This window comes from Rhodanobacter sp. FDAARGOS 1247 (assembly GCF_016889805.1).
Lineage (GTDB): Bacteria > Pseudomonadota > Gammaproteobacteria > Xanthomonadales > Rhodanobacteraceae > Rhodanobacter.
Window position 1 is genome coordinate 2,635,581 of sequence record NZ_CP069535.1, and the last position, 26,608, is coordinate 2,662,188.

General features: G+C 66.8%; 17 protein-coding genes. 6 read left to right on the plus strand and 11 right to left on the minus strand.

The features are described 5' to 3' along the window. The first annotated feature begins 72 nt into the window (after positions 1–72). Together I6J77_RS12150 and I6J77_RS12155 are read left to right on the plus strand one after the other, a co-directional pair. Positions 73–888, plus strand: coding sequence for a phosphodiester glycosidase family protein (locus I6J77_RS12150; RefSeq protein WP_204109195.1), 816 nt, complete (start codon positions 73–75; stop codon positions 886–888). After that, a complete protein-coding gene (locus tag I6J77_RS12155; RefSeq protein WP_204109196.1) occupies positions 885–3,296 on the plus strand; it encodes a penicillin acylase family protein in 2,412 nt (803 codons plus the stop codon). Before I6J77_RS12150 ends, I6J77_RS12155 begins: the two co-directional genes overlap by 4 nt. A 39-nt stretch (positions 3,297–3,335) precedes the next feature. On the opposite strand, the gene I6J77_RS12160 is transcribed toward I6J77_RS12155, so the two are convergent. The 9 genes from I6J77_RS12160 to dapD all read right to left on the minus strand — a co-directional run bounded on the left by I6J77_RS12160 (position 3,336) and on the right by dapD (position 12,103). Further along, positions 3,336–3,716, minus strand: a complete 381-nt coding sequence (locus tag I6J77_RS12160; RefSeq protein WP_204109197.1) for a response regulator — start codon at positions 3,714–3,716, stop codon at positions 3,336–3,338. Beyond that, positions 3,716–5,161, minus strand: a complete 1,446-nt coding sequence (locus tag I6J77_RS12165; protein ID WP_204109198.1) for a sensor histidine kinase — start codon at positions 5,159–5,161, stop codon at positions 3,716–3,718. Before I6J77_RS12165 ends, I6J77_RS12160 begins: the two co-directional genes overlap by 1 nt. Next, positions 5,158–5,811 (minus strand): YfiR family protein, encoded by a 654-nt coding sequence (locus I6J77_RS12170; protein WP_204109199.1) that lies wholly within the window; start codon positions 5,809–5,811, stop codon positions 5,158–5,160. The genes I6J77_RS12165 and I6J77_RS12170 overlap by 4 nt, the downstream gene beginning before the upstream one ends. A gap of 4 nt (positions 5,812–5,815) precedes the next feature. Next, positions 5,816–7,750 (minus strand): TonB-dependent siderophore receptor, encoded by a 1,935-nt coding sequence (locus tag I6J77_RS12175; protein ID WP_204109200.1) that lies wholly within the window; start codon positions 7,748–7,750, stop codon positions 5,816–5,818. 196 nt (positions 7,751–7,946) lie between these two features. Beyond that, positions 7,947–9,080: a succinyl-diaminopimelate desuccinylase gene (gene dapE, locus I6J77_RS12180; RefSeq protein WP_204109201.1), complete on the minus strand. Its 1,134-nt coding sequence runs from the start codon at positions 9,078–9,080 to the stop codon at positions 7,947–7,949. 62 nt (positions 9,081–9,142) lie between these two features. After that, positions 9,143–10,207 (minus strand): VIT1/CCC1 transporter family protein, encoded by a 1,065-nt coding sequence (locus I6J77_RS12185; protein ID WP_204109202.1) that lies wholly within the window; start codon positions 10,205–10,207, stop codon positions 9,143–9,145. 5 nt (positions 10,208–10,212) lie between these two features. After that, a complete protein-coding gene (locus I6J77_RS12190; protein WP_204109203.1) occupies positions 10,213–10,710 on the minus strand; it encodes a DUF2165 family protein in 498 nt (165 codons plus the stop codon). A 1-nt stretch (position 10,711) separates the two neighbouring features. Beyond that, positions 10,712–11,074: a Spx/MgsR family RNA polymerase-binding regulatory protein gene (locus I6J77_RS12195; RefSeq protein ID WP_204109204.1), complete on the minus strand. Its 363-nt coding sequence runs from the start codon at positions 11,072–11,074 to the stop codon at positions 10,712–10,714. A 195-nt stretch (positions 11,075–11,269) separates the two neighbouring features. After that, on the minus strand, positions 11,270–12,103 hold the full coding sequence (gene dapD / locus I6J77_RS12200) for a 2,3,4,5-tetrahydropyridine-2,6-dicarboxylate N-succinyltransferase (RefSeq protein WP_204109205.1): 834 nt from the start codon (positions 12,101–12,103) through the stop codon (positions 11,270–11,272). Positions 12,104–12,246: 143 nt separating this feature from the next. On the opposite strand from dapD, the gene I6J77_RS12205 reads away from it, so the two are divergent. The 4 genes from I6J77_RS12205 (at position 12,247) to tssA (ending at position 14,929) form a co-directional block, all read left to right on the plus strand. Next, positions 12,247–12,801, plus strand: a complete 555-nt coding sequence (locus tag I6J77_RS12205; RefSeq protein WP_056716402.1) for an NADPH-dependent FMN reductase — start codon at positions 12,247–12,249, stop codon at positions 12,799–12,801. A 225-nt stretch (positions 12,802–13,026) separates the two neighbouring features. Beyond that, positions 13,027–13,311 (plus strand): hypothetical protein, encoded by a 285-nt coding sequence (locus tag I6J77_RS12210; RefSeq protein ID WP_056716405.1) that lies wholly within the window; start codon positions 13,027–13,029, stop codon positions 13,309–13,311. A gap of 88 nt (positions 13,312–13,399) precedes the next feature. Next, positions 13,400–13,717, plus strand: coding sequence for a hypothetical protein (locus I6J77_RS12215; RefSeq protein ID WP_204109206.1), 318 nt, complete (start codon positions 13,400–13,402; stop codon positions 13,715–13,717). A gap of 174 nt (positions 13,718–13,891) precedes the next feature. Next, positions 13,892–14,929 (plus strand): type VI secretion system protein TssA, encoded by a 1,038-nt coding sequence (tssA, locus tag I6J77_RS12220; protein WP_204111478.1) that lies wholly within the window; start codon positions 13,892–13,894, stop codon positions 14,927–14,929. 66 nt (positions 14,930–14,995) lie between these two features. Here the strand turns inward: tssA and I6J77_RS12225 are convergent, their stop codons facing one another. Continuing rightward, entirely contained in the window at positions 14,996–16,108 is a 1,113-nt protein-coding gene (locus tag I6J77_RS12225; RefSeq protein ID WP_204109207.1) for a hypothetical protein, read from the minus strand. Further along, on the minus strand, positions 16,105–26,574 hold the full coding sequence (locus I6J77_RS12230) for a filamentous hemagglutinin N-terminal domain-containing protein (RefSeq protein ID WP_204109208.1): 10,470 nt from the start codon (positions 26,572–26,574) through the stop codon (positions 16,105–16,107). The genes I6J77_RS12225 and I6J77_RS12230 overlap by 4 nt, the downstream gene beginning before the upstream one ends. Between the last annotated feature and the right edge of the window lie 34 nt (positions 26,575–26,608).

Sequence of the window (26,608 nt, forward strand, 5' to 3'; positions counted from 1 at the left end):
GTTTAACGGCAGCCGGGCCTCGGCGCAGGCGGCGGACTTGCACGCGCAACGCAGGGCGGCGACCATCGACGCATGGCTTCTTCTCCCCCGCTCCACTCCCGCCCCCGCCATTCCCGATGGCAGCGCGCGCTGTTGCCCCTGTTGCTGCTGCTCGGCGCACCCGGTTGCGCGCCCACGGCGCAGGCACTGGCCAGCGGCGAGATCGCCTTCGAAGGACAGAACTACCGGATCGTGCACGTCGACCTCAGGCGCGAGACCCTGTCCCTGCACTGGCGCGACCCGCAGAGCGGCCAGCCCTTCAGCAGTATCGAGACGCTGCGCCAGTGGGGCGAGCAGCACGGCCGGCACCTGCTGTTCGCCGCCAACGCCGGCATCTACGACCACAAGTTCGCACCGCTCGGCCTGTACGTGGAAAACGGCAAGACCGTGGTGCCGCTGAACCTGGCCCACGGCAACCCGGCCTCGGGCAATTTCTCGCTGCTGCCGAACGGCGTGTTCGCGGTGTATCCGGACGGCCACGCCGCGGTGCGCACCAGCGCCGCGTTCAAGGCCGACGGCAAGAGTGCGAAGTGGGCCACCCAGTCCGGCCCGATGCTGCTGATCGACGGCAAGCTCAACGAGCAGTTCGTCGACGATTCGTCCAGCCTGAAATGGCGCAGCGGCGTCTGCGTGAAAACCCCGACCGAAGTGGTCTTTGCCGTGAGCGAGGCGCCGGTGAACTTCCATACGTTTGGACGTCTGTTCCGCGACAAGCTGGGCTGCCGCGACGCGCTGTACCTCGATGGCAGCATCTCGCAGCTGTACGTCGACGGCGAAGGCTACGCCGGCGCGCCGGCGTTCATGGTCAAGCCGTACGCGGGCATCTTCGCGGTGTTCGCCAAGCCATGACGACGCGTCGTCGCCGCATCCTGCGCATCGCGCTGCCGAGCCTGCTGGCGCTGCTGCTGGCCGCCTTCCTCGTCGGCTGGTACCTGTTCGCCGGCAGCCGCGCCCGGCTCGACGGCACGCGCCAGACCACCGGCCTGTCCGCTCCGGTAAGCATCCGTCGCGATGCGCTGGGCACGGTCACCATCGAGGGGAAGAATCGCACCGACATCAGCTATGCACTGGGCTACGTGCATGCACAGGAGCGCTTCTTCGCGATGGACCTGATGCGCCGCGTGAGCGCCGGCGAACTGTCCGCGCTGGTCGGGCCGGCCGCGCTGAAGGTCGACCTCAACCACCGTCGCCATCGGCTGCGCGCCGTGGTCGAGGCCGCCTATGCGCAGATGGCTCCCGCCGCGAAGCACGAACTCGACCGCTATCGCGACGGCGTCAACGCCGGGCTTGCCGACCTGCGGGTGAAGCCGTGGGAATACCTGCTGCTGGGCAGCCAGCCGCAACCGTGGCGCTCGGAAGACAGCGCGCTGGTGATCGCCGCGATGTACCTGGACCTCAACAGCGACGGCCGCAACGAACGCGAGCTGCGCATGGCGCAGATGCGCGCGGTGCTGCCCGGCCCGCTGGTGGATTTCCTGCTCGCGCCCGACCCCGACTGGGAAGCCCCGCTGAGCGGTCGGCTGTCGCGCACGCCGGTGCTGCCCGCCGCCAGCGTGTTCGACCTGCGCCAGCTCGCGCCGACTGCAGCGTCGACGGCGCTGGCCGCCGCGCTGGCACCGGCGCTGGATGCACCGCGCCCCGGCAGCAACAACTTCGCCGTGGCCGGCACGCTCACCGGCAACGGCGCGGCGATGCTGGCCAACGACATGCACCTGGGCCTGCGCGTGCCGAACATCTGGTTCCGCACCCGCCTGCGCTACCCCGATTCCGGCGCGCCGAATGGCCAGCGCGACGTCAACGGCGTCAGCCTGCCCGGCACGCCGGCGGTCATCGTCGGTTCCAACGGCCAGATCGCCTGGGGCTTCACCAACAGCTACGGCGACTGGCAGGACTGGGTGCGCGTGCTGCGCGATCCGGCCGACCCGACGCGCTACAAGGTGCCGGACGGCTGGGCGAACATCGAAACCCACGACGAGCACATCCGGGTCAAGGGTCGTCCCGACACCATCCTCAAGGTCGAGGACACCCGCTGGGGCCCGATCATGGGCCAGGACGCCGACGGCACGCCGCTGGCGCTGGCGTGGATCGCCGGCCGGCCGCACGGCTACAACCTCGACCTGATGCAGCTGGAGCACACGCCCGACGTGGCTGCGGCGCTAAACCTGGCGCCGCATCTCGGCATGCCGCCGCAGAACCTGCTGGTCGCCGACAGCCACGGCAACATCGGCTGGACCCTCGCCGGCAACAGCATCCCGCTGCGCGCGGGGATCGACCCGCTGCTGCCGTCGGACTGGTCGAAACCCGGCAGTGGCTGGCAGGGCTGGGCCGCACCCGAGCGTTACCCGCGCATCGAGAATCCCGCCGATGGGCGACTGTGGACGGCCAACAACCGCACCGTCGACGGCGACGCGCTGGCCCTGCTCGGCAACGGCGGCCACGACCTCGGAGCCCGCGCCCAGCAGATCCGCGACGACTTGCGCGCCCGCCCCAGTTTCACCCCGGGCAACCTGCTCGACATCCAGCTGGACAACCGCGCGGTGTTCCTCGCGCGCTGGCAGCGCCTGCTGCAGGACACCCTGGCCGGCAGCACCGACCCGGCGCTGCAGCAACTGCGCCAGCTCACCGCCACCTGGCGCGGCCGCGCCGCGGTGGACAGCGTCGACTACCGGCTGGTGCGCGCGTTCCGCAACCAGGTCAGCGAGGCCGTGCTGGCGCCGTTCGCCGCCCGCGTCAAACAGCGTTACCCAGACTTCAGCTGGCCCAGCGAAAACAGCGCCGAAGCCGCCGTGTGGACGCTGATCCACGCGCGGCCGCCGCAACTGCTCGACCCGCGATATCCCGACTGGCGCGCCCTGCTCGTCGACGCCGCGAAACAGGTGACGACCGAACTCGGCGGGCAACCGGGTGGCCTCGCCGCCCGCAGCTGGGGCGAGCACAACCGCGCCGACATCCGCCACCCGCTATCCGCCGCGTTGCCGCGCTGGCTGGGCCGCCACATCGACATGCCCGACCAGCCGATTCCCGGCGACAACAACATGCCCCATGTCGCCGCGCCCGGCTTCGGCGCATCCGAGCACCTGGACGTCGCGCCCGGCCACGAAGCCGACGCCATCCTCAACATGCCCGGCGGCCAGAGCGACCACCCGCTGTCGCCGTATTTCGGCGCGGGCCACGAAGACTGGGTCGCGGGACGACCCACGCCGCTGCTGCCCGGCGCCACCGCGCACACGCTGATCCTGCAGCCCGCCACGCGCTGACCGTCATCGGAGATCGCGGCTGGCGAGCGCTTCGAAGGCTCACGCCTCCAGCGCGGCAGCCACCGTCTCAGGCAAGGTGTTCAGTGAGAACGGCTTCTGCAGCACGCGATAGACCAGCGCCTGCAGCGCTGGCGGCAGCGGCGATGGCGCGTAACCGGTCATCAGGATCACCTTCAGTTCCGGACGCAGCGTCTTGCCGATCCGGGCGACCGTACAGCCGTCGATGTCGGGCAGCTTGATGTCGCTCAGCAGCACGTCGATGCGCTGGTCGGATTTCAGGGCCTCGACCCCGCTGCTGCCATCGCTGGCTTCGACGACGCCGTAACCTGCGTCCTGCAGGTTTTCCATGACCAGTTCGCGCAGGAAGGTCTCGTCTTCGACAAGCAGGATGCATGGTGCGGAGGGATCGGGGGAAGACATTACGCTACCTCGAAAGTCGCTTCGCCGGCGACGTGCGGCAAGACGATGTGGATGGTGGTGCCGCGGCCGGGCTCGCTGTCGATGCTGGCCAGTCCGCGGGACTGCACGATGAAACCGAAGATGGTGCTGAGGCCCAGGCCGGTGCCCTTGCCGACCGGCTTGGTGGTGAAGAATGGCTCGAAGGCCTTGCGGCGAACTTCCTCGCTCATGCCGATGCCGTTGTCGATCACTCGCAGATGCACGTAGTCGCCGTCCGGCAGGCCTTGCATGGGGTGATCGGCATCGATGTGCAGGTCGTCCACGCCGATGACGATGCGCCCACCGTCAGGCATCGCATCGCGCGCGTTGACGACCAGGTTCAATATCGTGTTTTCCATCTGGTTCGCGTCGCACAGCACGGGCCGACGCGAGTCGAGCCGGTAATCGATTTCCACGCCGCTGCCCACCGAATGCTCCAGCAGCGGGTGGATGTCGCGAACCAGCACATCCAGCCGGAGCGACCGGGGCGACAGCGGCTGTTGCCGCGCGAAGCTGAGCAGGCGCTGGGTCAGGCTGGCGGCCCGACCGATGCCGTCCTGCGCCACGTCGAGGTAGTGCCTGATCCGCTGTTCCCGCGCTTCGTGGCCATCGTGTGACTCGCGCTCGCGCGGCGGCGAGGCGGGCGTGCCATTCGCCGACGGGTCACCCTGCAGCAGCTTCTGTTGCAGCAGGGTGAGACTGCTCTTGATGATCATCAGCAGATTGTTGAAGTCGTGCGCGATGCCGCCGGAAAGCTGGCCGATGGCTTCCATCTTCTGGCTCTGCCGCAGCGCCTCCTCGGTCCGTGCCCGCTGCGCCATCTCGATGTTGAGTCGCTCGTTGGCGTCGGCCAGTTCGGTGGCGCGCCGATGCAGCGCATCGTTGGCGCGGGTCAGCACGCCCTGCGCCACCGCCAGCACGGCAAGCATCAGCACCGCCATGATGGTCAAGAGCGCCACGCCGCTGTAGCGAGTCAGTTGCACCATCAGCGGCGTGTCTGCGGCGCGCAGATATACCCGGCCGACCGTGGTGGCACCCTGGCGCGCCGGCACTTCCACCAGTTGCCGCTGCTGCGGCGCGCGGTCGTCGGCGGCCAGGCTGTCCGCGATCGGCTCGCTGCCCGCCCGCTGGAAGCCGGCCACCTGGCGGTGCGCCTCGTTGTACACCGCCGCCGCATCCAGCCGGGGGTCGAGCATCAGGGCGTTCACGTATTCCTGTGCGGCCGCGCGGTCATCGAACGCGATCGCCGCGGTCACGCTGGCGGCCAGGATGTTGGCCTGGGTGATCAGCTGGTGTCGCCGCTCGACCCGCGCCGAATGGTATTGGTAGGCAGCGGCAAGCGCGCCGGCGATCAGCAGCATGCCGGCCGCGACCAGCAGCATCACGGGCCGGAACGTGTAGGGCCGGCGGTCCGCGCGTGCCTTCATCGCGAATTGACCTTCAGGGCCAAGCTCAACAGCTTCGAACTGATCGTGAGATGGTTGCGTGCGGCGGCGGCGATATTGATCTCGAAGCCGACCCGGCCCCGGCGTATCACGAACTGCACGATGCCCCGCTCATCCGGCGCGGCGGAGTCGACCACGGTCAGCACCGGCTTGCCGTCCACCGCAGCCAGCGCCTGCCGCGTGGTCTGCGCCGGCAACTGGCCGATGAAGGCGATCTGGCAACCCGCGTCGGCCGTCAGCGCATCCAGCCGGAGCACTTCAAAGGCATGCGTGCCGAAGCGACGCCCGACCACCGCGTCGGCGAGAAAGCCGCGGAACGGATCGTCGCCGACCACGCAGATCCTGAAAGGCACATCGGGGCTGGCGAACTCCCCTGGCGGCCAGTTGACGAAGGGCGCCAGCTTGTAGAGATACGTCGCCTTGACCGCGTACTCCAGCGAGATCGCCGCTGGCGCCGGCGACGCCTGTCGTGGCAATTGCACCGCGTTCGCCGCCGCCACACCCGCCGCGTACAGCAGCAGGACGACCAGACAGGCCGGGCCGCGGGCATGCACTGCGCGCCATCCCGTGCGCAACGCGGCCACGGCACGCAGGGCGTGTCCGGACGCGGCGCGATGGGGCGGGATCGGCATGTGCTCAGAATTTCAGGCGGGCATCGAACAGCACGCTGCGTCCGATGCGGTCGCTGTCCGGGAACACGTATTCCTGATGCCACGAGTGCAGCAGGCTGGAGCCGGACAAGGCGAGATCCAGTTTCTCATTCACCCGCCAGGCCAGTCGCGCGTCGAGCTCCACGTAGCCGGGCACCTTCGGGTCCGGCAAGGCGCTGACCCCGCGCAGTTCGGCCACCAGGGTCCAGCGATCCGAGAGGTTCATCACCGAGCGGATGAAACCGTGACGCTCGGGGTCATCGCCAGCCTGCGACAGGCCCAGCAGGCCGCTCGCACCCGGCTTGAAGCGCAGCCGTTGCCGCTGCGTGGCGAAGCCCGCGCCCAGACGCCAGGAGTCGCCGATCGCGTAGCTGCCCCAGGCTTCCAGCCCCCAGGTATGGCCTTCCATGCCATTGCCCCACAGCAAGGGAAGCAGCGTGGGGGAATACTCGATGGTCCGCAGGTCGTCGTAGACGTTGTAGTACATCGAAACCGATACGGTCGCCCGGGTGGCCACCTGTGCCCGCCAGCCGGCTTCGTAGGCGGTCAGCTGCTCGCGCCTGAAATCCGGATTGCCGACCAGGAAGGTGGTCGAGCCGAGTTTCTCGATGACATCCTGGTCGAACGGCGTGGGCGTGCGCACCGCGCGCGAAGCGGCCGCCCACAGCAGCACGTTCCCGCCCGGCTTCCATGACAGTTTTCCACTGGGCATCAGCGACACGCCCGAGTAGGGATCGTCCTCGGCCTTGAGGCCCAGCGTCAGCTGCACGCGCGGGCCCAGTCCGATCTGGTCCTGCACGAACGCGTTCGCCAGGTTCTGCGTGTTCACCGCCGGGTCCCACAGCAGTGAACTGGCCGGACTGATCCGCGGCTTGATGTCGTAGCGGTAGTTCCGGTTGCCGGCGCCCCAGACGACCTGGTTGTGTTCGCCCAGCGCGAAGTTGTGCTGTAGCTCGATGTCCCAGGTGTCGAGCGCGAAGCCGTCTCCAGTGGCGTCGTTGCGACGATGCACATGGTCGTAATAAGCCTGCACCTGGAAGCTCGAGGTGTCGCTGATCGCGTGCTGCCAGCGCGCCAGCACGTCGCCTTCGGTGCTGCGCGAATCGGCCGCGCCGGCCTGCTCGACGCGGCCATCGTGCAGGTCGCCCTGCAGCATGACGGCATCTGCCGCGCCGGCATCCCAGTCCAGCCGGAAACCGACCTGCGGATTGCTCCAGCCGTTGCGCGCGTCGTGCCCGGCGCTGTTGTCGAACGAATCCCGGCGAAAGTCCCGTGCGTAGACGCGGTAATGCGCGTGTTGTCCCAGCACGCCGCCATATTGCACGGACGCCTCACGCTGCAGGTTGCCCACGCCCACGTGCAGCACCCCGCCCCGGGTATCGGCAGCCTTGCGGGTGATGATGTTGATCACGCCGTTGACGGCGTTGGCGCCCCACAGCGCACCACCGGGACCGCTGATGACCTCGATGCGCTCGATGTTCTCGGGCAGCACGTACTGATCATCCCAGTACATGCCGGAGAAGATCGGCGAATACACGCTGCGGCCGTCGATCAGCACCAGCAGCTTGTTGGGGAAATTCTGCGCGGCGTTGTTGCCGCTGAAACCTCGCGCGGTGATCACGTAGTTGCTGGGGCTGGTCTGGAAGACCGCCAGGTTGGGCGCGAGCCGCAGGATGTCCGGCAGGTTGGTGGCGCCCGATCGCAGGATGTCGTCGTGGCCGATCACGTACACCGCTGCCGCGGCATCGCCCAGCGGCTCGGGGGTCTTCGCCACCGAGGAGACCACCACCTTGCCCAGATCCTCCAGCGAAAGATGGCTGAGATCCTGCGGCAGTGACACGGCGCCGGCCACGTCGACCGACAGCGCCAACAGGCCCAGCGCGACCACGCCGGGCCGACACGCGCGCATCGCCGTGCTCATGTCGCGATCCTTACGCAAGCGCTACCCGAACAGCACATGAAAGCCCCCTGGCACGACCTGGCACGCCCCGGATGCCGGCATCGGGCGATATTATGCCGCCGATGCTCATGGCGACATGTCTAGGGCTTCTTCACATTTCGCAGTGGCGCCTGCCCACGCCTTGTGTCAGGCGCTGTGTCAGGCGCTCGCCCCGCGCCTATCCCAGCAGGCGTTCGCACACCGCCCGATACAGCGCCGGAAGCGCGTCCAGATCGGCCACGTCCACGCATTCGTCCACCTTGTGGATGGTGGCGTTGACCGGGCCGAGCTCGACGACTTCGGCACCCATCGGGGCGACGAAGCGACCGTCGGAGGTACCGCCCCCGGTGCTCTGCTCGGGATCGATGCCGCACAGCTCGCGGCAGACCGCCACCACGGTTTCGCGCAGGACACCGCCGGCTGGCGTGAGGAAGGGTTCGCCGGAGAGGTTCCAGTCCAGCGCGAAGTCCAGGCCGTGTCGTTGCAGGATCGCCTCAGTGCGGGCACGCAGATCCTCGGCGCGGCTGGCGGTGCAGTAGCGGAAGTTGATCAGCGCGGTGAGTTCGCCGGGGATCACGTTGGTGGCGCCGGTGCCGGCGTTGAGATTGGAGAACTGGAACGAGGTGGGCGGGAAGTCGCCATTGCCTTCGTCCCAGCGTTCGGCAGCCAGTTCGGCCAGCGCGGGGGCAAATGCATGGATCGGGTTCAGCGCCTTCTCCGGATACGCCACGTGGCCCTGCACGCCCCGCACCACCAGCGTGCCGGACAGCGATCCGCGGCGGCCCACGCGAATCAGGTCGCCCAGCCGTTCCTTCGAGGACGGTTCGCCCACCACGCACCAGTCGATGCGTTCGCCGCGTTCGCGAAAGTGTTCGACCACCCGCCGCACGCCGTCGAGATTGGTCGGACCTTCCTCGTCGCTGGTCAGCAGCAGGCCGACGCGGCCACCATGCGCGGGATGCGCCGCCACGAACTGCTCAAGCGCCACCACCATCGCGGCAACCGAGCCCTTCATGTCGGCCGCGCCTCGGCCGTATAGACGTCCGTTCCGGACGGTCGGCTCGAACGGCGGACTTTGCCAGGAGGCTTCCGGGCCGCTGGGCACCACGTCGGTGTGGCCGAGGAACGCCAGCGTCGGGCCGGCGTCGCCATGGGTGGCCCACAGGTTGTCGACTTCACCGTAGCGCAGGTGCTCGACGCGAAAACCCGCACGCGCCAGCCGTTCGCCGATCAGCGGCAGGCAACCGGCATCTTCCGGCGTTACCGAACGGCGGCGGATCAGCTCACAGGCAAGCTCGAAGACGTCGGACATGGGCACTCGCGATAGTCACGCAGGGCAATACCGCAGCATACCAAGCGCGCCCTGCCCGGGGCTCAACCGGTCAACACCACGCCCAGCAGATGGCCCACCCCGTAGGTGATCGCGGCGGCCGCGGCGGTGATGCCGAACTGGCGGGCGATCGAGAACAGCATGCTGCGCCCGGTGAACAGCGAGGTGCCGATGCCGATCAGGGCCAGCCCGGCGGCGGTGGAGCACGCGCTGGCCAGCATGGCGACATCGCCGCCGAGGAAGAAGTACGGCGCCACCGGAAACAGCGCGCCACAGGCGAACAGGCAGAACGAGGAGATCGCCGCGCCCCAGGCCGAGCCGCCCAGTTCAGCCGGGTCGACGCCCAGGTCTTCGCGCACCAGCATGTCCAGCGCCGCGCGCGGCGTTTCGGCCACGTGCCCGGCCAGGTGTTCGGCCGCCGCCGGTTCCAGTCCCTTGTCGCGATAGATGCCGGCGATGTGTGCCAGGCCGTCTTCCGGCGCCACTGCCAGGCGCTCGGCGCGCTCGGTGATCTGCGCCTGGTAGAACTCGCGCGAACTGTTGACCGACAGCCATTCGCCCAGCGCCATCGAGCATGCCCCGGCGACCAGTCCGGCCAGACCGGCCAGCAGCACGGCGCGATCACCCGAGGCGGCACCGGCCATGCCCATCACCAGGCTGACGTTGGAAACCAGTCCGTCGTTGGCGCCGAGCACGGCGGCACGCAAGGTGTTGCCGCTCTGGGCGCGATGGCGCAAGCCGTGCGGACCGGCCGGCTGCGGCAACGGGAAATGGTCGCGATGGCCGCTGCGGTCGACCGGCGTAACGGCATGGTCGGCGTGTTCCAGCCGCACCACGGTCGGCATCACGAACTCGGTGCCGAAGCGCTGCGCGAACCAGCTCAGCGTGCGCACGCGCAAGCCGATCCGCGGCGACGGCACGGCCTCGCCCAGTTCGCGCAGGCGCTCCTCCCAGAACTGCGCATTGGCCCGCTCGCCCGCCGCGATGCGTCGATAGGCCTGGCCCAGTCGCGCATCATCGGCCAGCTCGGCCAGCCGCGCGTACAGTGCGGCGTTGTCGCGCTCGATGCGAAGGTTGCTGCGGAAGCGGCGGATGCGGTGCGTACTCATCGTGGTCAGTCGTCGAGCCCGTCGTCGCGCTGGCCCAGGTAGACCAGCGCCAGCAGCAGCACCACGACGAAACGGAACGCGCTGGCCAGTCCGTTCCACTGGCTGGACATCCACATGCCAAACCATTCGCCGCCGATCGCCATGAAACCGCCCAGCCACAGCAGCACCCCGACGCCGAGGCCGGCCACGGCGAGGCGCTTGGCACGATGGAACTGCGCGGCCGGTGAACGGCGTGCGCGCCACAGGCGCCACGTCCCCAATCCGCACAGCACGGCGGCCAATGTTTCGGTGGCGATGATCAGCACGTAGGCCGCATGCTGCAGCAGCGGCGCTTGGATCGCGCGGTAGTGGATGGTGGCGTCGGGGAAGATCGAGTCCATCGCCAGCACGTGCTGCACGAAGACCAGGTTGCTGCCGTAGTCGGTGAGGTTGCCGAATGCGACCAGAGCCAGCCACAGCGCGATCGTCGCCATCAGCCCGATCTTCGAAAGCCGCGTCGGCATGTCAGCGGCCGAACAGTTTCTTGAAGCCGTTGTCGCTGAAGCCCACGCTCACCGTGCCGTCGGGCTGTACCACTACCGGGCGGCGGATCAGCGCGGGATATTCCTTCAGCAGCAGCGTCCACTCCGGATCGCTGCCGGGGTTCTTGCGCTGCGGCAGCAGGTTGCGCCAGGTGGTCGAGGACTTGTTGACCAGCTTCTCCCAGCCGCCGAGCTGCGCGGCCCAGTCTTTCAGCGTCGCCGCCGGCACCGGATTGGTGCGGTAGTCGACGAAGTCGTGCGCCACCTCGAAACGGGCCAGCCAGTTGCGCGCCTTGCGGCAGGTGTCGCAGGTGGGGAGGCCGTAGAGGGTCGTGAGCTGGGTCATGTTCTTGTCGAGAAGTAAGTGGAGAGGAGTGAGAAGTGAGAGAGAGCCTGGTGACACCTGCTGGAAACGTCGCGTCTGCGACAGCCATGTTTTACACGACGGAAGGCGCTGGATTCCCGCTTTCGCAGGAATGACGGATCAAGGGCGAGTCGTGAGCTCTGCCGTGCCGCGCTCTCACTTCTCACCCCTCTCCACTCACTCCTCGCCATACCGTCGCAGCAACTCGTTGATGCTGGTCTTGCCACGGGTCTTCTCGTCCACCTGCTTGACGATGATCGCGGCGTACAGGCTGTGGCTGCCGTCCTTTGCGGGCAGGCTGCCGGCCACCACCACGCTGCCGGCCGGCACGCGACCGTAACTCACCTCGCCGGTGGCGCGGTTGTAGATGCGGGTGGACTGCCCCAGGAACACGCCCATGCCGATCACGCTGCCCTTCTCCACCACCACGCCTTCGACCACTTCGGAGCGCGCACCGATGAAGCAGCCGTCCTCGATGATGGTGGGGTTGGCCTGCAGCGGCTCCAGCACGCCGCCGATGCCGACGCCGCCGGACAGGTGCACGCCGGCGCCGATCTGCGCGCAGGAGCCTACCGTGGCCCAGGTGTCGATCATGCTGCCGGCACCGACATGGGCGCCGATGTTGACGTAGCTGGGCATCAGTACGGCGTCTCTGGCGATGTGCGCGCCGCGGCGCACCAGCGCCCCGGGTACCACGCGTGCACCGAGCTGCTCCAGCTCGGTGTCATCGCCGTGGGCGAAGCGCAGCGGAACCTTGTCGAAGGCCTGGGCCGGACCACCGTCGACCACGCGGTTGTCGTTGATGCGGAAGTACAGCAGCACCGCCTTCTTGATCCACTGGTTCACCGTCCAGCCGCCGTGGCCGTCCGGCTCGGCCACCCGGCGCTCGCCGGATTCCAGCAGGTCGAGGACCTGGCCGATCGCCGGACGCAGACGGGTCTCGATCTCGGCCGGGTTCAGCGTGTTGCGACGTTCAAAGGCTTCGTCGATCAGGGTTTCGATGGCTTGCATGGGGTTCATTCGCAGAAGATGATGATGACGGTCGGCCGGTGCGGCCACCAAGAATACAGGCCGGATCGGCATTTGCCTGCCCGGATTCATCCGTATTTGACGACGGCGCATCCATTGTTTCACAGCACTCAACGGAGTCGGAAATGAACCAGATCAAGATTGGCGTGATGGTGGGAAGCCTGCGCATGGATTCGTTCAATCGCCGACTGGCCCGGGCCGTGGAGAAGCTGGCTCCCGACGATCTCGCCTTCCGGCACATCCAGATCAACGACCTGCCGCTGTACTCGCAGGATTTCGATGCGGCCTACCCCGCTGCCGCCACCCGACTGAAGAAGGACATCGAGTCCGTCGATGCCCTGCTCTTCGCCACGCCCGAATACAACCGCTCGATTCCGGGCGTGCTGAAGAATGCGATCGATATCGCTTCGCGACCCTGGGGCACCAACTCGTTCGCCGGCAAGCCCGCGGCCGTCATCGGCGCCTCGATCGGTTCCACCGGCACCGCCCTGGCGCAGCAGCATCTGCGCAACGTGCTCGCCTACCTGGACATGCCCGTGCTGGCCCAACCGGAGGTGTTCATCCATTTCAAGGAAGATCTTGTCGGCGAGGATGGCAGCATCGGCAATGATGGAACCCGGAAATTCCTGCAGGGCTTTGTCGACAACTATGTCGCCTGGGTCAGGCGATTCGTTCGGTAAGCAAGAAGCGCGACGCGTGCGCTGGTCGCGTCGGCACGGCGCTGCCGGAAACTGTCGCGGCTTCCTGACTTTCGGGTGCTCCGATCAGCGGATCGAACAGGCGATCGGGAGCAACTCCCTTCACCATCACGAGACGTCCTGCGGGTCCATGATGCATCCGTACCCGCACGTGCAACCGGAACGCGCGAGGGGTACCGTTTCGTCATCTCCCCTTGGAGGAAGCCCATGCACGAGCAGATCAGTCAAGGCTCCATGGTTTTCGTCACCGATGGTGCCGACGGCATCGGTGCCGTGCGGGAGATCAGGCGCGGCTTGCCCGAGCTGCTGGTCTACATCGAAAACGCCGGAGACTTCGTGATACCGATATCGGCCGTCAAGGATGTTCATTCCGGCAAGGTCGTGCTGGATTTCGACAGGCTGGATCTGCGCCTGCGCAATGCCATCCGCCATGCGCGCGATGCGGAAGACCGCAATTACGTTGCACCGGCTTCGGGGGAAGAGGAAGAATAGCCGTCGACATGCGCCAGGCCGATCACCCCGCGGCCTGGGGAACGCTTTCCGGCAAGACCTCCGGCTTGTCGACGGAATCCCTCATGGCATGATCAACCGAGACGAAGAACGACTGAACCGCCAGCTGGACCGGTTCGAACGCGAGTTGCCCGCGTCGTTGAGTCGAAGCATGCGCTGGCTGCGCGAACCTTCGTCGCGGTGGATCCGGATTCCGGCCGGTCTGCTGCTGATCGCTGGTGGCATTTTCAGCATCCTGCCCCTGCTGGGCCTGTGGATGCTGCCGCTGGGGCTCCTGCTTCTGGCCCAGGACCTGCCCTTCCTGCGGCGCCCGACGCGGCGCGCCCTGCTGTGGATGGAACGGCGCTGGGTGCGCTGGAAACGGCGGCGGCGCAACAGGCCGGGGTAACCGGAAGACCGGCCTGGCCGATGCCGCCGTGTGGCCCGATCCGCTCGCCCTCGGCAACCACTCCGCGGCCGCCATGAATCGTCGATGCATGGCGTTGGAAAACCGCTGGTGACTGGTTTTGTGTGGATAATTCGTGATAATGGCGTGATCCCACCTGGAAGGCGGTGCAAACCCATGACGCAATATGATCTTGAGTCTTTGTTGGCACCGATCGGAGACGAATCCCCGTCGGGTGACGATCTCGAATACGATCCCGAATTTCTCGCGCTGGAGCGCGCCGCCGCGCCAAAAGCGGAGCGCGCGATCGGCGACAACGTCAAGGCCGCGGAAGAGCCGGACTGGGAAAAGGTCGCCGAACTGGCCGAGGCCCTGCTGCACCGTTCCAAGGACTTGCGTCCAGCCATCCACCTCACCACCGCCTGGATGCGCACCTCGGGCATGCGTGGATGGAGTGCCGGGCTCAGCCTGATCCGCGGGCTGCTTGAACACTTCTGGGACACCGTCTATCCGCAACTGGACGCCGAGGACGACAACGATCCGACCATGCGGGTCAATTCGGTCGTGCCACTCGGTGACCTGCAGGGCGTGCTGCGCTACTTCCGCACCACGCCATTCGTGCAATCGCCGCGGATGGGCCGTTTCGACCTGCGCGACCTGCGCATCGCCAACGGAACGCTGAAGGTCACGACGGAAGGCGAGCCCGGTCCGTCATTGACCGAGATCGAAGCCTGCTGCATGGACTGTTCCGAAGACGACCTGGTGGCGGTCACCGCCGCCATCGGCCAGTCGCTGGAAAGCGCCAAGGCCATCGACAGCATTTTCAACGACCGTATCGGCACCGCCGGCCCGGACCTCAAGAATCTGCTCAGCGATATCTACGAACTGAAGAAGTTCCTGGACCCCCAGCTGGCACGCCGGCTTCCGCAGGAAGGCGCGGGTGGTGAAGGTGAGGCGGGCGAAGGTGGCGGCGAAGGCGGAACCGGCGGCACCCGCGCATCCAACGGCGCCATTTCCGGGCCGCAGGACGTCATGCGGCGGCTGGACGAGTTGTGCGACTACTACTCGCGCAATGAACCGTCGAGCCCGGTGCCGCTGCTGCTGCGGCGTGCCCAACGACTGGTCGGCATGGACTTCATGGACCTGCTGAAGGATCTCGCCCCGGGCGGCATTTCCGAGCTGCGCGTGGTTTCCGGCACGCCCGAAGACGAATAGCCCGAAGACGAATATCCTGAAGACGAACCGGTCGCAGATCCGATCCGGCAGTTGCAGGGGCAGGCTTCAGTAGACGCCCTTGCAGCTGTTCGCGCCGGAACGAACGAAGAGCTGACGCACCGACGGGTCCCAGCTAAGGGTCAGCCCAGCCGGCAGTCCCGCGGTGATGCCGGCCGAAGCGATCTGGCTGATTGGCCCCACCGTGGTGGTGCGGCCATCCGCGAAGGTGACTCCCGCGCTGATCGTGTAGCGCAGCGGATCGGTGCACGCCCCGATGTCCACCTGCCTGGAAACGGTGTTGCCGCCGGAAAAGTCCGGCATGGTGCCGGCAATGGGCGACCCGACCTTCTCGCTGCCATCCCCGGCACGGCACGTGGTGGTCAATACGTAGCTGATCGAAAGTCTCGCCGGGGTGGCCACCTGCACCACGGCCACCGCCTCGGGCTGGGCCCCGCAGCCAAGCAGGAAAGCCTTGCGCCTGGACGCCACGTGGAGCACGTAACTGCCAGGATCGAGCTTGGCCCCTGCGGGCAACTCCAGCTCGATCCGGGCGGGCGAGACCCCGGTCACCTTCGGCTGCACCGCCTGCGGCTTGCCCTGGGCATCGGTGGCTGTGACCTTGGGGTCCTCACACTGCGCATCGAACAGGTTGGCTCCCACCAGCGCGAAGCTGGTCTTGCCCGGGATGTTTCGCAACACGAACAGCGGTCGATGATCGGCAGTCTCGACAGCATCGACGACCGGCGGCAGCTTCGCTCCGTCCGACGCTTCGGCAAGCTGGGCCACCGTCGTCGCCAGCGCATCGGCCATGGCAGTTGCGTCCGTGTCCAGGCAACCCTTGCTGGCTGCCAGAAACGCCTGCACCCGCTGGCTGGCCGCATGGGCACGATAGGCGTTGCTCTTGGGTTTGGCGTCGATGATGTCGATCGGCTTGTCGATGTCCTTGCCCAGCGATTTCCGCAAGGCCTCGCTCATCGTGGCGAGACGCTCGCTGGTCGCCCCCAGGCTGGAGCCCGGCATGCCGGCCGCACGAGCGGACAGCTCATGCTGGGCCGTGCCCAGTTCTTCCAGGATCGCCGTTCCACTCAGTCGCGGCGCAAGCTGCGCCGCGAGTGGCGTAACCCACCCCGGCGCCAGCAATCCGACCAGGACGGCCGCGCCGAGCTTCAGCATGCTCATCGGCGACCATTCATCATGAAGCCCACCATCCCCACGGTGTCGCCTTCCTGGCAATCCTGCTGATCCGGCTGGTCCGGATCGCACCCGCTCTGCTGATCAGCCGGCAAACGCACGCCGGACGGCACGATGCCGTAGGAGCGATAGTTCGCCGTGATCACGCTGGGGTCGATGTAGGAGTCACCGTGATTGCCGTTCTGCGCACTGCCTGCACCGGTTGCGGTCGGCACGTTGATCGCGAAGCCGCCACCCAGCGGCAGCAGGTTGCTGTTGCTGTCGATCGCGTAGAAGTAAGCGGGCGGGAACCCGACATTCGCAATCATCTGCAAGCCGGTACCGACCACGTAGATCGGCGCCGAAGCCTTGCCCATCCGTCCGGTGGAGCCCCAGATACCCGTGCTGTTGTAAAGCGGCGTAGTGCCCAGCTGGAACAGGTCGCCGTTGGTCACCGACAGATAGGTGGCCGCCGTGCCCGCGTTGACCGTGAACGTGCTGCCATCGACCGACGCGAGGGTCAGGGTCTTGTTGTTGGTCATGCTGAAGCCACCCGGCGACGAGAAGTTGCCAAGTGTGTCGACCATGTTGTTGATGCGACCCGAGGCACTGCCCAGGGTGGTGGCGCCCGCCGAGCTTCCACTCAGGGTGCTGGCCGTGATCAGGCCACCGGAGCCTTCGGTGATCGCGCCAGCGGACTTCAGCGTGGTCTTGGTGCCGCTGATCGCCCCGTCGATGGACAGGCCACCGGCGGTCGTGGTCAGGGCCAGGGCGGAGCCGCCGTTGACCGCACCATTGACCGTCAGCGCCTGCGCATTGCTCAGCGCGAAGTTCGCTGCACTGAAGCTGCCCAGGGTACCGACGTGGTTGGCGCCGGTGAGGGTCGTCGCGCCGACGGACTGGCCGCTCAGGGTGCCGGCCGTGATGCTGCCGCCGGCGCCTTCGCTGATCGCACCGGCCGACTTCAGCGTCGTCGTGGCGCCGCTGATGGCACCGTTGATGATCAGGTCACCCGCGGTGGTCGTGAGTGCCACGACCGGGCCGCCATCGAGTGGGCCGACCACCGTCAGCGTCTGCGCATTGGTCAGACTGAAGTCCGCCGTGAAGCTGCCCAGCGTGTTGATGTGGTTGCTGCCGTCCAGCGTCGTATTGCCGGTCGACTGACCCGTCAGCAGATTCGCGGTGATGCTGCCTGCCGCCCCCTCGGTGATCGCACCGGCGGAGTTGAGCGTGGTCGTGGTGCCGCTGACCGCACCGTTGATCGCGAGATCGCCAGCGGTCGTGGTCAACGTGGTACTGGTGCCACCCTGCAGCGGACCACTCACGGTCAGCGAGCGCGCATTGGTCAGGCTGAAGGCCGTCGCGCTGAAATCGCCCAGCGTGGTGATCTTGTTGGCCTGGTTCAGCGTGGTGCTGCCGCTCGAACTGCCGGTCAGCGTGCCGGCGGTGAGGATGCCACCGCCCTGGCTGATGTTGCCGGTGGAGTCCAGGTTCACCGTCGTGCCGGTGACGTTGTTGCCCAACGCCAGATCGCCAGCCGAGGTCAGCGAAACCTGGTCACCCGTGACGGCCGTGTTCACGCTCAGCGCCCCGCTGGTCGTGGTCAGGCTGATGTCGCCAGTGCCGCCCGTGGTGGTCAGCGGACCACCCACACTCAGCGCTTGCGCATTGGTCAGGGCGAAATTGGCGGCGCTGAAGCTCCCGAGCGTGCCGATGTGATTGGCCTGGTTCAGCGTCGTGTTGCCGACCGAGCTGCCATTCAAGGTGGTCGCGGTGATGCTGCCGCCACTGCCTTCGGTGATGTCCGCGGCGGAGTTCAGCGTGGTCGTGGTGCCGCTGACCGCACCGTTGATGGCCAGGTTGCCGGCCGTGGTGGCCAGGGTCGTGCTGGTGCCGCCGCTGACCGGACCCGTGACGGTCAGTGCCTGCGCGTCGGTCAATGCGAAGCCAGCCGCCGTGAAGCTGCCCAGCGTGCCGATGTGGTTGCTGCCGTTGAGCGTCGTTGCTCCGCCCGAGTGGCCTGTCAACGTGGTTGCCGTGATGGCACCGCCGGCGCCTTGGCTGATCGCCCCTGCGGAGGCGAGTGTCGTCGTCGTGCCGTTGACTGCCGCGTTGATCGCCAGGTTGCCGGCGGTCGTGGTCAGCGCCGTACTGGCGCCACCGTTCAGGGCGCCGGCGACGGTCAGCGACTGTGCATTGGTCAGGGCAAAACCCGCAGCACTGAAATTGCCCAGATTGGTGACATGGTTGCTGCCGTTGAGCGTGGTCGCACCCGCCGACTGCCCGGTCAGCGTCGCAGCGGTGATGTTGCCACCAGCCCCTTCACTGATCGTTCCGGCCGACTTCAGGGTGGTGGTGGTGCCGCTCACCGCACCGTTGATGGCCAGGTTCCCTGACGTCGTGGTCAACGCCGTGCTGGCTCCGCCATCGACTGCTCCGGTCACGGCCAGCGACTGTGCATTGGTCAGCGCAAAGCCGGCAGCAGTGAAGCTGCCCAGGGTGCCGACATGGTTGACCCCGGCAAGACTGGTTGCGCCTGCCGAATGACCGGTCAACGTGGTCGCCGTGATGCTGCCCGCCGGTCCTTCGTTGATCGTACCGGACGAGTTCAGGCTCACTGCCGTGCCGTTGAGCACGCCGCCCACGGTCAGGTTGCCCGAATTTACCGTCAATGCGCCCGTGCTCACCGTCCCGAGCGTCAAGGCGTTGATGTCACGGATCTGCGTGGCGCCACCGGCGAGATTGACCACGCCACCGAAGTCATTGCTGCCGCCAGCGAGGGTAATCGCGCTGGTGCCGGCATTGACCGTGGTGGTGCCCGCCACGGCCAGCGCCGCGCCCGTCTGCGATACCGCCCCGCTGCTGGTGATGAGCAGGTCACCACCCACCGTGGTCGCACCCAGCGTCGTGCTGGTCCCGGCTCCGGTCGTGGTGATCGTGAGCGTGCCGGCCGCATTGCCGCTGACACCAAGATTGCTGCTCGCCGTCACCGCCGCGATGCCCGACGTGGTGCCGCCGACCCCCGTCGTACCCGCACCGGACAGGTTCACATTGACCGGCGTGGTGTAGCCCGAGTAATCCAGGCTGCCGTTGCTGCCAGCATCGAGATTGCCCGAGATATCCCCGTCGGCCCCCGAGTGCATGAAGAAATGGCCGGTACCGGTGTCGATCAGGTTGCCGATGCCGGAGAAGGTACCGGCCAGATTGGTCACCGTACCCTGGTTGTGGCCCGTGAGGCTCCAGTTCTGGTTGGATGCGGTCAGCGTGCCGGTGCCGGCATCGGCGATGTTCTCGAACGAGGTCCAGGCCAGCGCGCCGCCGTTGCCGGCATTCGCGCCGGTCAGCGTGTAGGTCTGGTTGCTGCCACTGATCGTGTCCGAAGCCGAACCACCCTTCGCCGTGGTGATGCCGCTCCAGCCGCCGGTGCCGGTGGCCGTGCCGCCCAGGCCCACGTTCACCGCCGTCGTGTACGCGCTGTAGTCCAGCGTGCCTGCGCTGCCGGCCGTCACCATGCCGCTGACGCCCGCGCCGTTCGCAAACACGAAGTTGCCCGCTGCGCTGTCGGTCAGGTTCTCGAACGAAGTCCAGCTCAACACGCCATTGTTGCCGGCGTTCGCGCCGGTCAGCTGATACGTCTGGCTGCTGCCGCTGATCGTGTCCGAGGCTGAACCGCCCTTCACCGTGGTGATGCCGCTCCAGCCACCGGTGCCGGTCGCCGTACCACCCAGGCCCACGCTCACCGCCGTGGTGTACGCGCTGTAATCCAGCGTGCCCGCACCACCGCCCGCCAGCGTGCCGCTGACGCTCGCACCGTTCGCAAACACGAAGTTGCCCGCTGCGCTGTCGCTCAGGTTCTCGAACGACGTCCAGTTCAGCAAGCCGCTGCCGCCGGCGTTCGCGCCGGTCAGGTTGTAGGTCCGGCTGCTGCCATGCACCGTGTCGTTGTGACCGCTGCCGGTCACCGACGTCACGCCGCTCCAGGTGCCGCCGATGCCAGTCGTCGCGCCGCTGCCGTTGGACAGGTCCAGCGACACCGCCGTGCCGTAGCTGGCGTAATTCAGCGCCTGCGCCGTGACATTGCCGGCAAGGCTGCCGGCCGTGCCGAAGTTCACCGTGCCGGTGGCGTCGGTGATGTTCTGGAAGCTGCTCCAGTTGTAGCCGTTGCTGCTGCCCTGGTTGGCCACCGTGTTGTCCAGCGCATAGCTCTGGCCCGTACCGATAACCGTGTTGTTTTGCGCCGCGTTCGCATTGACCGTGGTGTACCCGCTGAAGCTTCCGCTGACGCCCGAGATCGCGCCGGTATCCACGTTCAGCGTCAGGTCTTGCAGGTAATTGCCGAAGTCCAGCGTCTGCACTGCGACGTTGCCAGTGACGCCGCCATTGCTGCCGAAGTTGACCGTGCCGGTGGCGTCGTTGATGTTCTCGAACGAGCTCCAGCCCACCAGGCCACTGCTGCCCTTGTTGGCAACGGCGTTGTCCAGTTGGTAGGTCTGGCCGGAACCCGTGATCGTGTCGCTGTTGCCGCTGCCTGTCACCGTGGTGACACCCGCCCAGGTACCGCCAATGCCGGTGGTCGCGCCGGCACCGTTGGACAGGTCGAACGTCACCGCCGTGGCGTAGCTGGCGTAATTCAGCGTCTTCGCCGTGATGTTGCCCGTGACGCTGCCGCCGGTACCGAAGTTGACGGTACCGGTGGCTGCGTTGAGGTTGCCGATACCGCTGAAGCCACCCGGCAGCAGGGTCGTGACCGTGCCAGCGTTGCTTCCGCTCAGGTTGTAGACCTGCGCACTCGCGGTCGCGATCGTGCCGGTGCCGGCATCGGCGATGTTCTCGAACGAGGTCCAGGTCAGCGTGCCGCCGTTGCCGGCGCCTGCACCGGTCAGGGTGTAGGTCTGGTTGCTGCCGCTGATCGTGTCCGAAGCCGAACCACCCTTCGCCGTGGTGATGCCGCTCCAGCCGCCGGTGCCGGTGGCCGTGCCGCCCAGGCCCAAGTTCACCGCCGTGGTGTACGCGCTGTAATCCAGCGTGCCCGCACCACCACCTGCCAGCGTGCCACTGACGCTGGCCCCATCGGCAAACACGAAGTTGCCCGCCGTGCTGTCGCTCAGGTTCTCGAACGAAGTCCAGCTCAACACGCCATTGTTGCCAGCGTTCGCGCCGGTCAGCTGATACGTCTGGCTGCTGCCGCTGATCGTGTCCGAGGCCGAACCGCCCTTCACCGTGGTGATGCCGCTCCAGCCACCGGTGCCGGTCGCCGTACCACCCAGGCCCACGCTCACCGTCGTGGTGTACGCGCTGTAATCCAGCGTGCCCGCACCACCGCCCGCCAGCGTGCCGCTGACGCTGGCTCCATCGGCAAACACGAAGTTGCCCGCCGTGCTGTCGCTCAGGTTCTCGAACGAAGTCCAGCTCAACGCGCCATTGTTGCCGGCGTTCGCGCCGGTCAGGTTGTAGGTCTGGCTGTTGCCATGCACCGTGTCGTTGTGACCGCTGCCGGTCACCGACGTCACGCCGCTCCAGGTGCCGCCGATGCCAGTCGTCGCGCCGCTGCCGTTGGACAGATCCAGCGACACCGCCGTGCCGTAGCTGGCGTAGTTCAGCGCCTGCGCCGTGACATTGCCGGCAAGGCTGCCGGCCGTGCCGAAGTTCACCGTGCCGGTGGCGTCGGTGATGTTCTGGAAGCCGCTCCAGTTGTAGCCGTTGCTGCTGCCCTGGTTGGCCACCGTGTTGTCCAGCACATAGCTCTGGCCCGTACCGGTCACCGTGTTGCTTTGCGCCGCGTTCGCATTGACCGTGGTGTACCCGCTGAAGCTTCCGCTGACGCCCGAGATCGCGCCGGTATCCACGTTCAGCGTCAGGTCTTGCAGGTAATTGCCGAAGTCCAGCGTCTGCACTGCGATGTTGCCAGTGACGCCGCCATTGCTGCCGAAGTTGACCGTGCCGGTGCCGTCGCTGATGTTCTCGAACGAGCTCCAGCCCAGTGCGCCACTGCTGCCCTGGTCGGCAACGGTGTTGTCCAGCTGGTAGGTCTGGCCGGAACCCGTGATCGTGTCCGAGGCCAAACCGCCCTTCGCCGTGGTGATGCCGCTCCAGCCGCCGGTGCCGGTGGCCGTGCCGCCCAGGCCCAAGTTCACCGCCGTGGTGTACGCGCTGTAATCCAGCGTGCCCGCACCACCACCTGCCAGCGTGCCACTGACGCTGGCCCCATCGGCAAACACGAAGTTGCCCGCCGTGCTGTCGCTCAGGTTCTCGAACGAAGTCCAGCTCAACACGCCATTGTTGCCAGCGTTCGCGCCGGTCAGCTGATACGTCTGGCTGCTGCCGCTGATCGTGTCCGAGGCCGAACCGCCCTTCACCGTGGTGATGCCGCTCCAGCCACCGGTGCCGGTCGCCGTACCACCCAGGCCCACGCTCACCGTCGTGGTGTACGCGCTGTAATCCAGCGTGCCCGCACCACCGCCCGCCAGCGTGCCGCTGACGCTGGCTCCATCGGCAAACACGAAGTTGCCCGCCGTGCTGTCGCTCAGGTTCTCGAACGAAGTCCAGCTCAACGCGCCATTGTTGCCGGCGTTCGCGCCGGTCAGGTTGTAGGTCTGGCTGTTGCCATGCACCGTGTCGTTGTGACCGCTGCCGGTCACCGACGTCACGCCGCTCCAGGTGCCGCCGATGCCAGTCGTCGCGCCGCTGCCGTTGGACAGATCCAGCGACACCGCCGTGCCGTAGCTGGCGTAGTTCAGCGCCTGCGCCGTGACATTGCCGGCAAGGCTGCCGGCCGTGCCGAAGTTCACCGTGCCGGTGGCGTCGGTGATGGTCTGGAAACCGCCCCAGTTGTAGCCGTTGCTGCTGCCCTGGTTGGCCACCGTGTTGTCCAGCACATAGGTCTGGCCCGTACCGATAACCGTGTTGTTTTGCGCCGCGTTCGCATTGAAGGTGGTGTATCCGCTCAAGCTTCCGCCCACGCCCGTGGCCGAGAGCACACCGGTATCCACGTTCAGCGTCAAATCGTGGAGGTAGTCGCTGTAATCCAGCGTCTGCGCCGTAACGTTGCCGCTGATGTTTCCGTTGCTGCCGAAATTGACCGTGCCGGTGGTGTCGTTGATGTTCTCGAACGAGGTCCAGCCCAGTGCGCCACTGCTGCCCTGGTCGGCAACGGTGTTGTCCAGCTGGTAGGTCTGGCCGGAACCTGTGAGCGTGTCGCTGTTGCCGCTGCCTGTCACCGTGGTGACACCCGCCCAGGTACCGCCAATGCCGGTGGTCGCGCCGGCGCCATTGGACAGGTCGAACGTCACCGCCGTGGCGTAGCTGGCGTAATTCAGCGTCTGCGCCGTGATGTTGCCCGTGACGCTGCCGCCGGTACCGAAGTTCACCGTGCCGGTGGCATCAGCGATGTTGCCGAACGACGTCCAGTTCAGGCCGTTGCTGCTGCCCTTGTCCGCAACGGCATTGTCCAGCAGATAGGTTTCTCCCGAACCCGTGATCGTCGCCCCGGAGCCGTTGCCGGCTATCGTGGTCAGGCCGAAAGCACTGTAATCCAGGCCCGAGTCGCTCGAGGTCTTCGTACCGACGTCGAAAGCGCCGGTCACGTCGGTGACGTCGCCGCCGGTACCGGACACTGCGCCGAACCCGGTATAGCTTATGCCACTTGTCGACGATGCCCCGGCGTGGTCGTCGAAGCTGCCGGCGACGTTCGCAATGGTGCCGTTACCCGCCACGTTGGTGGCATTGACGAAGGTCATGCCAAGGCTGGTCAGTGCGTTGTCGTCGAATCCCGAGGCTCCGGTAACCGTCGTGGTGTCGGCGGCGGTGAACCCGTTGAAGGTGACGCCGCCGCTGCTGCCGATCGTGTTGCCGGTCAGGTTGAACGCGGCGCTGCCAAGGCCGGTGATCGAACCGGTGCCAGTGATGCTTCCCGTCCCTGTTGGCGCAGCGCCGGAAAATGCAGCGTTGCCCAGGCCTGCAAGCGTGCCGTCGACCGTGATGGTCGTTGCCGCGGTCGCCGACAAATCGCCATTGATCGTGCCGGTGCCCAGGTCCAGCGCACCGCTGTTGCTGACTACGGTCAGTGCACCCGTATTCAAGGTGCCCAGAACCAGATCGCCGCTGTTCGTGACCTGAGTGGTTCCACCGGTGAGACTTACCGCGCCAGTGAATGCATTGAGGCTGTTCAGCGTGATCGTCCCGCTGCCGGCGTTGAACGCCGAGGTGCCGGCCACGCTGAAGATGCCCGACGTCTGCGAGATGTTGCCGGTCGTGGTGGTCACCGACAGGGGGCCGTTGACGGTTACATCGCCCGCACTGAACGTGCTGCTGTTCGTGGTCAGACCGGCCAGCGCCACCCCGCTTCCCACCGCATCACCAAAGGTTGCCGCGCCGCTCGTGCTCTGCACTGCCAGCGTGTGCGCACCGTCAACCATCGAGGCAAAGTCGATCCCACCGCCCGTGCTCGTCAACAGCGTATCGGCGCCCAGCGTCACTGCGCCGCTGTACATCTGATCGCCGCTCGTGCTCACACCCGTGGCGTTGAGCGCCGTCGTGCCACTGACCGACAACGTGTTCAGGCCGGACAACACGCTACCGAGCACGGCATTGCCCGTAACAGTCAGGCTGTTGCCCGATCCGGTTACACCGCCGAGCAGTTTTACCGTCGTGCCCGTCAGGATGTCGCTGTTACCCAACGTCACGCTGTCGTTGTAGGTCTGCGCGCCGGTGGTATGGACATTACCGCCCAGCATCGTCACGCCCGCCGCATCCGTGGTCAGACTTGTCAGGGCGTTCGCCGCACCAACCGCCCCACCAAACGTCGTCTGGCCGCCCGTATTCACCGAGAGGGTGTGCCCACCGTCCACCGTCGAGATGAAATTGATGGTGCCGCTGCCGCTGCTGGCAAGCGTCACGTTGGCGCCAAGGACCACCGGACCGTTGTAGGTCTGGTCGCCACCCGTGGTGATGTTCTTGCCGATCTTGATGGCGCCGCCGACCACGGCTGCATCTGCACCGTTGGCGGTCGCGGAATTCAGCACCAGCGCGGATGTCCCGGTGCCGGTGAGTACGGCGTTGATGTTGACATCGTTGGCGGCGGTGAGAGTAAGCGTGTATGTGCCCCAGCTCACCGTATCATTCACGTTGATGTTGCCGCTGCCGCCGCCGCTGCCGGTGCTGGACAGGATCGTGACGTTGCCGCTGCCCAAATTGGTGCCTAGCGCGAGACCCGTGATGTCGCCGCCGGTGGCGGCGATCTTGAAATCCTTCGGGTCGATCAGCCAGTTGCCGGCTTGTCCATTGGGAGCGAGCGTATTGACGCGGGCGCTGTCGGCGATGCTGACGTGCGCAGCCGAGGTTTCGATGGCGCCGCCGTTACCGCCCAAGGCACCGCCGCGGGCGCTCAGGCTGCCGGCGATGGTGCTGGACTGGTCGCCCCATACCACCACGGAGCCGCCGTCGCCGGATTGCGTGGCGTCGGCATTCAACGTGGCGCTGGCGCCGAGCGTGCTGTTGGCGGCCCTGAGCAGTCCTTCCCCGCCTTGTTGGCCTCCACCGATGCGGATGCTGCCACCACCCAGGGCACCGGAGGCGTCAACGCTGCCGCTGACGTTGACATCATGGTCGGACAGCAACTGGGCGCTGCCGCCGTGCACGCCGGACACCGTGATGTTGCCGCTGTTCTCGACGTTGCCGCCGTTGCCGACCAGCCGCACCACGCCGCCGTCAGTGCTGATGCCGCTGGCGTCGATCACACCGGCGTTGTTGACCAGGTTGGTGAACAGGTCCTTGGTGGCCGAGGCCTGCAGCACCACGGTGCCGTCTTCGGCGCGTAAGGTGCCCTTGTTGGTGACCGCGGCTTCCTTCGCGTCCAGGCGTTCCTTCAGTTCACCGGTGATCTGGATGTTGATCAGGCCATTGCCATCGAAATCCAGCGTGGCATGGTCTGCGCCATCGAGGTTGATCTTGCCGTAGTTGGCGAAGATCACGCCGTCGTTGAGGACGCTGCCGCCCACCAGGCTGACGGAACCGCCGCTCGCGGCCTGGATCAGGCCATGGTTGACGATGCCGGCCCTCGCGCCCGCCACGTTGAGGTTGTAGCGCCCCGCGAGAAAGTCGTTCGGGGTCAGGTCCAGCGTGCTGGCGAGCAGGCCGCCGACATTCATCTGCGCCGTGGCGCCGAAGATGATGCCGTGCGTGTTGATCAGGAAGACCTGGCCGTTTGAATTGATCTTGCCGAAAATCTGGCTGGGGTTCTGATCGAGGATGCGATTCAGGGCTACCGCCGAACGGCCCGGCTGATTGAACAGCACCGATTCGTTGGCCGCCAGGTTGAAGGTCTGCCAGTTCAGCGCCAGCCTCTGCGACACCTGGTTGATGACGGTGCTGTTGCCGCTTTGGGTGATGGAACCCGAACCACCGACCACCACGCCACCGGTCGGTCCTCCGGCGAGTGCTTCGCCGCTGAACACGATCGACCCCAGGGCCAGACCCACGCAAAGACTGATGGGCCAGGTCCGCCTCAAGGGC